Source organism: uncultured Gimesia sp., from assembly GCF_937910335.1.
Classification (GTDB): Bacteria; Planctomycetota; Planctomycetia; order Planctomycetales; family Planctomycetaceae; genus Gimesia.
Map to the genome: position 1 here is coordinate 1 of NZ_CALEMX010000166.1, position 7,411 is coordinate 7,411.

Annotated in this window: 7 protein-coding genes and 1 pseudogene; 4 read left to right on the top strand and 4 right to left on the bottom strand. The window is 46.7% G+C overall.

Translation table 11 applies throughout. The features are described 5' to 3' along the window. A partial coding sequence (locus Q0668_RS06490) for a hypothetical protein (RefSeq protein WP_298861595.1) occupies positions 1-1,187 on the top strand: 1,187 nt, incomplete at its 5' end. 167 nt (positions 1,188-1,354) lie between these two features. On the opposite strand, the gene Q0668_RS06495 is transcribed toward Q0668_RS06490, so the two are convergent. After that, entirely contained in the window at positions 1,355-3,649 is a 2,295-nt protein-coding gene (locus Q0668_RS06495; protein WP_298861598.1) for a sigma-70 family RNA polymerase sigma factor, read from the bottom strand. Between the two features lie 304 nt (positions 3,650-3,953). Between Q0668_RS06495 and Q0668_RS06500 the strand changes: the two genes are divergently transcribed. The 3 genes from Q0668_RS06500 to Q0668_RS06510 all read left to right on the top strand — a co-directional run bounded on the left by Q0668_RS06500 (position 3,954) and on the right by Q0668_RS06510 (position 5,905). Continuing rightward, complete coding sequence (locus Q0668_RS06500; RefSeq protein ID WP_298861600.1) at positions 3,954-4,400, top strand: hypothetical protein; 447 nt, start codon at positions 3,954-3,956, stop codon at positions 4,398-4,400. Between the two features lie 100 nt (positions 4,401-4,500). Further along, the gene (locus tag Q0668_RS06505) at positions 4,501-5,583 is read left to right on the top strand and encodes a DUF1559 domain-containing protein (protein WP_298861603.1); all 1,083 of its coding nucleotides are present in this window, start codon (positions 4,501-4,503) and stop codon (positions 5,581-5,583) included. 1 nt (position 5,584) lies between these two features. Next, the gene (locus Q0668_RS06510) at positions 5,585-5,905 is read left to right on the top strand and encodes a hypothetical protein (RefSeq protein WP_298861605.1); all 321 of its coding nucleotides are present in this window, start codon (positions 5,585-5,587) and stop codon (positions 5,903-5,905) included. Between the two features lie 46 nt (positions 5,906-5,951). Here the strand turns inward: Q0668_RS06510 and Q0668_RS25855 are convergent. The 3 genes and pseudogenes from Q0668_RS25855 to Q0668_RS06520 form a co-directional block, all read right to left on the bottom strand. Beyond that, a pseudogene (locus Q0668_RS25855) lies at positions 5,952-6,208 on the bottom strand (sulfatase/phosphatase domain-containing protein); the annotation flags it as partial. Positions 6,209-6,738: 530 nt separating this feature from the next. Next, positions 6,739-6,978 (bottom strand): hypothetical protein, encoded by a 240-nt coding sequence (locus tag Q0668_RS06515; protein WP_298861607.1) that lies wholly within the window; start codon positions 6,976-6,978, stop codon positions 6,739-6,741. 36 nt (positions 6,979-7,014) lie between these two features. Further along, positions 7,015-7,411 (bottom strand): hypothetical protein (locus Q0668_RS06520; RefSeq protein ID WP_298861610.1); only part of this gene is annotated, 397 nt, incomplete at its 5' end.

The window sequence follows — 7,411 nt, forward strand, 5'->3', positions numbered from 1 at the left end:
CTGACAAACGTGTGAAGCTGGGGTGTCCCTGTCAGATTAAGTACTGGCTACTACAAATCATGCCAACCGTGCAAATGTGTTTTCTTGTTATTTTCTGTCTGGCATTATTTTCCAGTTTTGTGGCACTTCTGTCAGGCGCTCAGAAACAACACGAGCCAACCCAGGCGAGGTGGTATATGCATCTCACGGCATGGATTGTGGGAATGGGATCTACAATCTGTTTGCTGGGACTCGTTCCTGCAAGAATCATCTCGTCTGCAGTTCAAACGGGTGTCGTTCGCGGGGTGATCTGGGTCAGCTCGCTCGCACTCCTGTTCGGTTTGTTCTGCCTGCTGCGGAAATGGCTCCGGTTGCCCTGGGCTCAATCCCTGGCACTCTGGACGATCGGCTGTTTGCCATTCGTATTTGGGTTTCACTTATCTGCATCGATTGAATTCCTCGTACATGTCATCGCTACTTTGCCACCGATGATTACGATCCTCGTACTGTTTACCCTCGTTTCGCTCTTCTGGAACCTGTGTCGTATTCTATTGAAGTTCACTCGAAGTTATGAACTTTCTCGAGGACGGAAGCTCCTCATCTGCATGGTGTTTCTAATCTTCGGCTTGTTGTCTGATCTTGCTGTTTCCACTTTGGTTATCGACATGCCTGATTTTATTGTCAAGCAAACCTGGATCAGCCCGGCAGTCTGGAATGAAGCCAGAATATTGAACATCACTCCGCAGGAAATACAAAATGAAATACAAGCAAAAAGAGCAGACTGGTTCTGGGCGTTGATGCAGTGGCACACACACTTTGGACCATTGATTGCTCCCTTCGTGGCTGTGGGAATATTACTTTTCTGGCAGACCATAAGACGAACGCGTGCTCTGCCTGGTGGTATCCGTGAAATGCTGCGTCCCTGGAAATACATACGCCAAGACAGCAAGCTTGTTGCCAAATCATGTTTTGTGTCATCGATGATCTTCCTGCTCATTTATCTGTCTGTCTATCCCAGTATTGCCACAACCATGGAGGTGAAATATCACTCTGATTATGAAAATCTCGTCGACCTGACGAAAATCCAGAATGAATTCACGAAGTTGACGGCTGAGGTCAAATCTGATGAATCATTGATGGACCAGCTGAGAGCCGATGTAACAGAAAGTAATCGAAGAATCGCAGAGCAGAAAAAAATGAGGAATTAGAAGCTCAGACGGAATCCATTTCAAAATCAGAATCACCCACCTCCCTCTCACTCCATTCGACACATCGGGTAAAATTCGCTGCGCTGTTTTTTCAAGAGCGTCTCGGATGATTCCTGACATTCGTATCAATTCATTTCACCGAAGTTCTAAAATCGTTTTCTGGTTACTTATTTTTCGCTGGCCGCAACGACGGGTGATTGCTGAATGTGTTCCAGTATCGTTGGAATTGGTGCCTGGTCTGTGGAACTGGGAGGCCGCAATCCTTTCGGTCCATAAACGAAAATTACTAAACGCCCTTTGCGAAGGCCACGGTCACCCCACGCATGGTTAAGTCGACGAGCTTCGTCCGCGTTGCCACAGCAAAATGCACTAACAGAGCAGATAGGATCGATTTTTCCCAGTACGAATAGGTTCATATAGATTCGGTGAAGAGATGCGACGACGGAATCCAGTTCCGGGACATCAGGTAATCCACACCCCTTCGCAGAGTGCCGATGAAATTTTTCATCTTCATACGTCATAGGAGATGCAAATCCGTTGTCGTACCGCATGAGATACCAGCCTTCAGGAAGTCGTTCTTCCGGCACCGTGATGATGGCTGACTCGGTTTCATACTTTTGAATGAGCGCCAGTTGTGATGGACTCGGATTGAACACTCGCTTCCGTGGCGGAAGGACTTCCGGTGGATCGACTTTTGTGATGACTTTTGATCTGGTTACTGTTGCCCAGATCACGTTTGTGGTCAAACCTGCTCCAACAACGACTATGAGACTGCTCAACGCCAGGAACAGTAGCCACATGTGTCGCGACACGACTTGCCTGACTTTGACAACACGACGAAACAATAAAAGACTGAAGATGAATCCCAGGCTAGCCGCCAATACAAGCTGTGATGGGAGCCCTTTCGGTGGTGTTGGAGGTTTGAATGCTTCTGGAACCTCAACTCTGACACGCGTACCATCCTGTGTATAACGAAATACTTCAGGTTCAGTTCGAATGGGTCGCTCGGATATGATCATTGACTTCAGCATCACAATCGATAGAAATCCAACAATCATCAGCATCAGCGAGCCAATCAGGGCGTTATGGTATCGGGGTGCAACCGGCTGCGTGTTGGCAACCTCCTGTTTGGACATAATGTTGTTGAATGAAACATCGTCACTATTCCGTTTTCGCCAACGTTCAATGAACTCCCAAATTGCCATGCCAGCACAGACCAGGAACCAGGACCAAAATAGAATGGCTCCTCTAGAAGTACTAAAAATCTCGTCGCTTGGTGCACTCGATAACCACGTTGCGGCAATCGTGATAAAAAATGAGGCCCCGACAATCAATTCCCATGAGAACCACTGGGGCACCTGTTTAGACAAGGGGTCTACATTGGTTGGAGACTGTTTACGCAGAGTCCAAATGCGCCAGGCAAGTCGAATGGCGAGTACAAGAAAGAACATTGCCATCAAACCAAATGCCAGGACGTAACCGGGATGTATCATCATTCTAGCCAGGTTTTCATAAGCTAAAAGACTAAAAGTAAACCCGACATACAACCAGACAAACAGACGTTGTTTCCAGTCAGCAGGAGGAATTGTCCATGTCCAGCGTCGGAAGGGGTAAGTCGGATGCGCGACAAAATCGCGTCCGAAAGCTTGAGCACGAAGTAGTTCTCGAAACCAGGCCGGGGGTCGCATGTATAACACCAATCCCATGACCACGAACAGAACCAGCCCCCAACCATTCACTAACAGAAAGAACAGCAGGTTACTGAGAACTGCTCCCAGTGTTAATAAAAACGGAACCAGGGCACTTGATGTCGACTTTGCAACCGACACGCCCACTCCACCCAGTCCGATTTTCGCCAGCGATCCCGTGAGTGAGGACGATGCGGCTTGTGCTGAACATTCCCCAAAGAATGATGTCACCGCTGCGATAGTCGTCATCACACCAAAACTACGGAGTCGTTTACGGAGCTGTTCGACGCCGCGTTGCAGCCGACGCGACATCGTCGCTTGATTCACTCCCAGTTGATCTGCCACCTGCTGCTGCGACTGCCCTTGCAGGTAGTGTAAGACAATGGGCAGCCGCAGTTCCTCGCTTAGCCCATTGAGAGCCCGGTCAATAAACGGTTGCAGTTCATTCCACTCGGACGATTCAGTAACTACGGTATCATCATTGGCGACGGCTTGTTCGCGATGAATTCTCCGCTTGCGTGACCGTACAACGTTCAGGGATCGGCTGGTGGCTGATGCGTGTAGCCAACCCGCGATATTCTCGCGCACCGTGCGTGCTTTGCGGGCCAGCTCTAAGAAACATTCCTGGCACAGATCTTCAGCCATATGCTGATCGCCGGTCACACGCAAACCGATACGGTAAACCATTCCGGCATACCGGTCAATGAGTTCGCGGAATGCTGCTGGATCGCCGTCCTGACTGTATCGATGAAGTAGCACTTCGTCCGAAGTCATTCACTGTCTCCTCAGGTAAGTCTTCTGTAGTAAGCTCCTCATAATATAAGACACCGCCAACCGCGAGAATATGCAGTAAGATCAGTTCGAAGTTAGAAAAAGATGAATGCCTTTGATTCGGCTGTTTCAGTATCGCATGGAAAGGGGGCCAGGATCTCCTCTGACGTATTAAGTATTTAATCACTGCCTGCATGGTCATCACATTTTCAATTCGTCGAATTTCTATCTCTCTTTGATTGAAACACATCGGGTAAGATTGCTTCTCGTATTTTTTCTGATTCGTTGTTTTTACAGGATGTGAAACATGGTTCTGTGGTTTGTATTGATGCTTTGTTTTCGGATGTTGAATGATCATCGCGAAGGGCATGGTGCTGTCAAGTTCTTTTTGTTGCGGAAAATGTGGTTAATCGCTGTCGATACGCGTTCGAACAGTGGGTTCAAACGCGGGGAAGCGTGTTCAAACGCGTCGATACGATACGAGACAATGGGAACCGGTGACGGATTGACAGGTGAAGATTTCCAAAACAAAGGGACTTTTATAGTAGTGAAATCATCAGTGTTCTTAAAAAGCAGTGCTCAAAAAACGCATCTCGCGCGCGACGCATTAAACCGCATAGTGGGATTTTCCACGACGGAGTCAAGTGCAATCTATCTACCTGAAAGTAAAGGCTTTAATGATGATGTGGAGAAACGCCGCGCGATGTTTATTGGGCTTGGTTTCGAAGACGAGAATATTATTTCTGGTAGTTGATTGACATAAATGTAGCTTTGGCTACAATTGTGTGAAATGTAGCCGATGCTACATTTTTACAAGCCGACTCAATCCCACCTGAAGTTGAAAGACTGCTGTGATGAATCAACCTGTTTTCTCAAAGAGACGTTCTGGTTTTACGCTGATCGAATTACTGGTTGTGATTGCGATTATCGCGACGTTGATTGCTCTTTTACTGCCGGCGGTTCAACAGGCGCGTGAAGCGGCGCGGCGGAGTCAGTGTAAGAACCATTTGAAACAACTTGGTCTGGCGCTGCATAATTATCACGAAACCCATTCTGCATTTCCGGCGGGTTATTTTTCTTATGCTACCAGTAATGGTGCGGGGCCTGGCTGGGCAAATATTGATCCGGATACCTGGGATGCGGCTCCTGGTTGGTCGTGGAGTGCGATGTTGCTGCCTTATCTGGATCAGGCAAACGTCTATAATGCTTTGAATGTTAACAGCGCCTGCTGGGACGGAGGTCATGCCGGTATTGTGCAAGCAAAAATTCCCGTCTTTCTTTGTCCGACCTCATCCGGTGGAGACGAACCTTTTGTGTTACAAGACGCAACGGGCGGTCCGCTTTTAATGGGTGGATCTCAAGTTCGCTTCGGTCGTTCGCATTATGTGGCCAGTCATGGTCAGGAATCCTGCTGGGGGGAATGTGGTTCGAGTACCACGGGTTCTATTTTTACTGATATCTACACGAAGGCAACAACCACGGTGACCATTAACGGTGATGCATCGCGCGTGGCGGACGGGCCTTTTTTCCGAAACTCCCGCACAAAGATGCGGGACATCACCGATGGAACATCCAATACGGTATTTCTGGGAGAACATTCCTCGAAACTGAGTGACAAAACCTGGGTGGGCGTTGTGCCTGGCGCGTTTACGCATCCGCGTTTTTCCACTCCGGAAAATGGTCCTGACGCCGCGGCTACTTTGACTCTGGTGCATGCGGGCCCCTCGGGAGGAGAGCTTGATATTACCGGTTTCCCGATTATACATCCGACGAATTTTCCTACATTTCATGTGGGGCAGATGTTTTCCGAGCATACGGGAGGGGGGCACGTTTGCATGGGCGATGGTTCCGTGCGATTCGTCTCTGAAAATATCGACTTGCTGATCTGGGCAGAGCTGGCGAGTATTGGCGAAGGTGAAGTGATAGGAGAATTTTAAGATGCGTGATTCGATGTTACAAAAATGTTTCTGTTGCCTGTTGCTGATAGTCATTGCGCTTCAATTGAACGCTTGCGGCTATCCTGAGGTTTCTCCCAAAACATATGAAATTTCGAAAGCCCTGTATTCCGTTTGTAATCTGAAGAGTGAAGAACGGTTACAGGTGGTGAAAGCATTAATACAGAGTTCACTTGAGAAGAAAGAAATCAACAAGAATGAAGCGGATATGTTGAATGAAATTGTCGCGCAGGCGCAAGCCAATGAGTGGGAAGAGGCGATGTTAGAATCGCGGAACCTAATGGAAGATCAGATTGGTAGATGACTCTGATTCCCTTTTCAATTCAACGTAGTTCGGGATCCTGTTGTCAATCATAGAATTTCCATTCATCGAACTGATAAAATCGAATGAGCTTATAGCGTTGGGTACGCACTCCAAAATGTTTGTCGACCATGTGCACGCTGGGGTATTCGAAATCGTGATAATAGAGCGAGTCACGCCATTTGATTTTTCCCCTTTCAAAAGAGGGACCAGTGACTGGCCCTGCATATCAGCGGGGATTTTGGCGCCGGTTTTGGTCACGCCGGGCCATTTGACGACCAGCGGTATCTTGAATGATTCTTCATAATGTTGGATCAGAGCTGAGGTTTGATTTGTTTAAGAAGATAAGAAAAGTGATTTACAGCGGTAGTCATATTTGTCCCTATCAGGGTACAGGAAAACCATCAATTACAATGATCAAAGCGCCTGTGAACAGAATAGAAAATCCATTCATCACGATCGAAAAAATGGTCCATAACAAGAAATGCGATAGTCTCATAAACCAACTCGAATCTCCCAAAAATCCTAGGTAAAACAAACAGAAAACAGCAACACTGATAGCTGAAATGCACAAATAGTAAATTGTAAATGTTTCCAAATTGAACATGGAAAACATGCTGACATAATCAGCACTAAAAAAGACGATAAACATACTTATAGAATAGAGTACGCAAGGCGTGAGACTAGCTCCCAGCAGTACCAGATAATTTTTGCGGTCTAGACTTCGGTTATCACTCTCGCTCATTTTCAATCTCTTTAGTCTAATTCTTTTTGCGTGATTTCATGAGACTTACCACGCTGGTCGGTCAGAAAGCTGCTATCTCTGCAGTTTCGGGTTAGGGCTGTGAAACCGTCTTTCCATTTATTAGTTTGAGGGCTATGACCAGACGCTCCTGACTCGAAGCCTCACAGGCAAAGAGTACAGCTAAGCACCAAATTATTGTATTTGTCTCGCCGGGTCTGAAAAACTGTTCGACAAGTAAAGATACAATTAGTACTCCCAACATATAGTAATATCGTTTAATACATTTTTTCAATTGCTGAATATATTGATCCAATGTTTGTTCCTGTGACATGCTCGAGTCTCCTTATTTGGTTTAGTAACAATTGGTTCACCAAAACAGCAATGAATTCGCGGCTGCTTCTCGAATGTCATCTGGTAATTCTGATGCCGTTAGATACATTAAGAAAAATCGAATCACATTGGTTTGCTGGTCTGTGAGAAGCGACTTCATGGTTTGATAACGTTCAAGATATTCCTGTCCCTGCTTGGTGCGAAACCCCATTTGTTGATACATGTCATTGATTTGTTGATCAAGTTGATCAACGGCGGGAGCTAATATTTCGGGCAAAAATACGTCTTCTTCAATGACACGATTGATTGAAGATTGAAGCAGTTCCAGTGCAGTATAACTTTCAAATGTACCCGTTCTGGATAAAAGCTGAATTGTTTTGTCGGGGATAAACTCACATTGATCAGGGCCGACGAGAATGATTTTCATCAGCGCG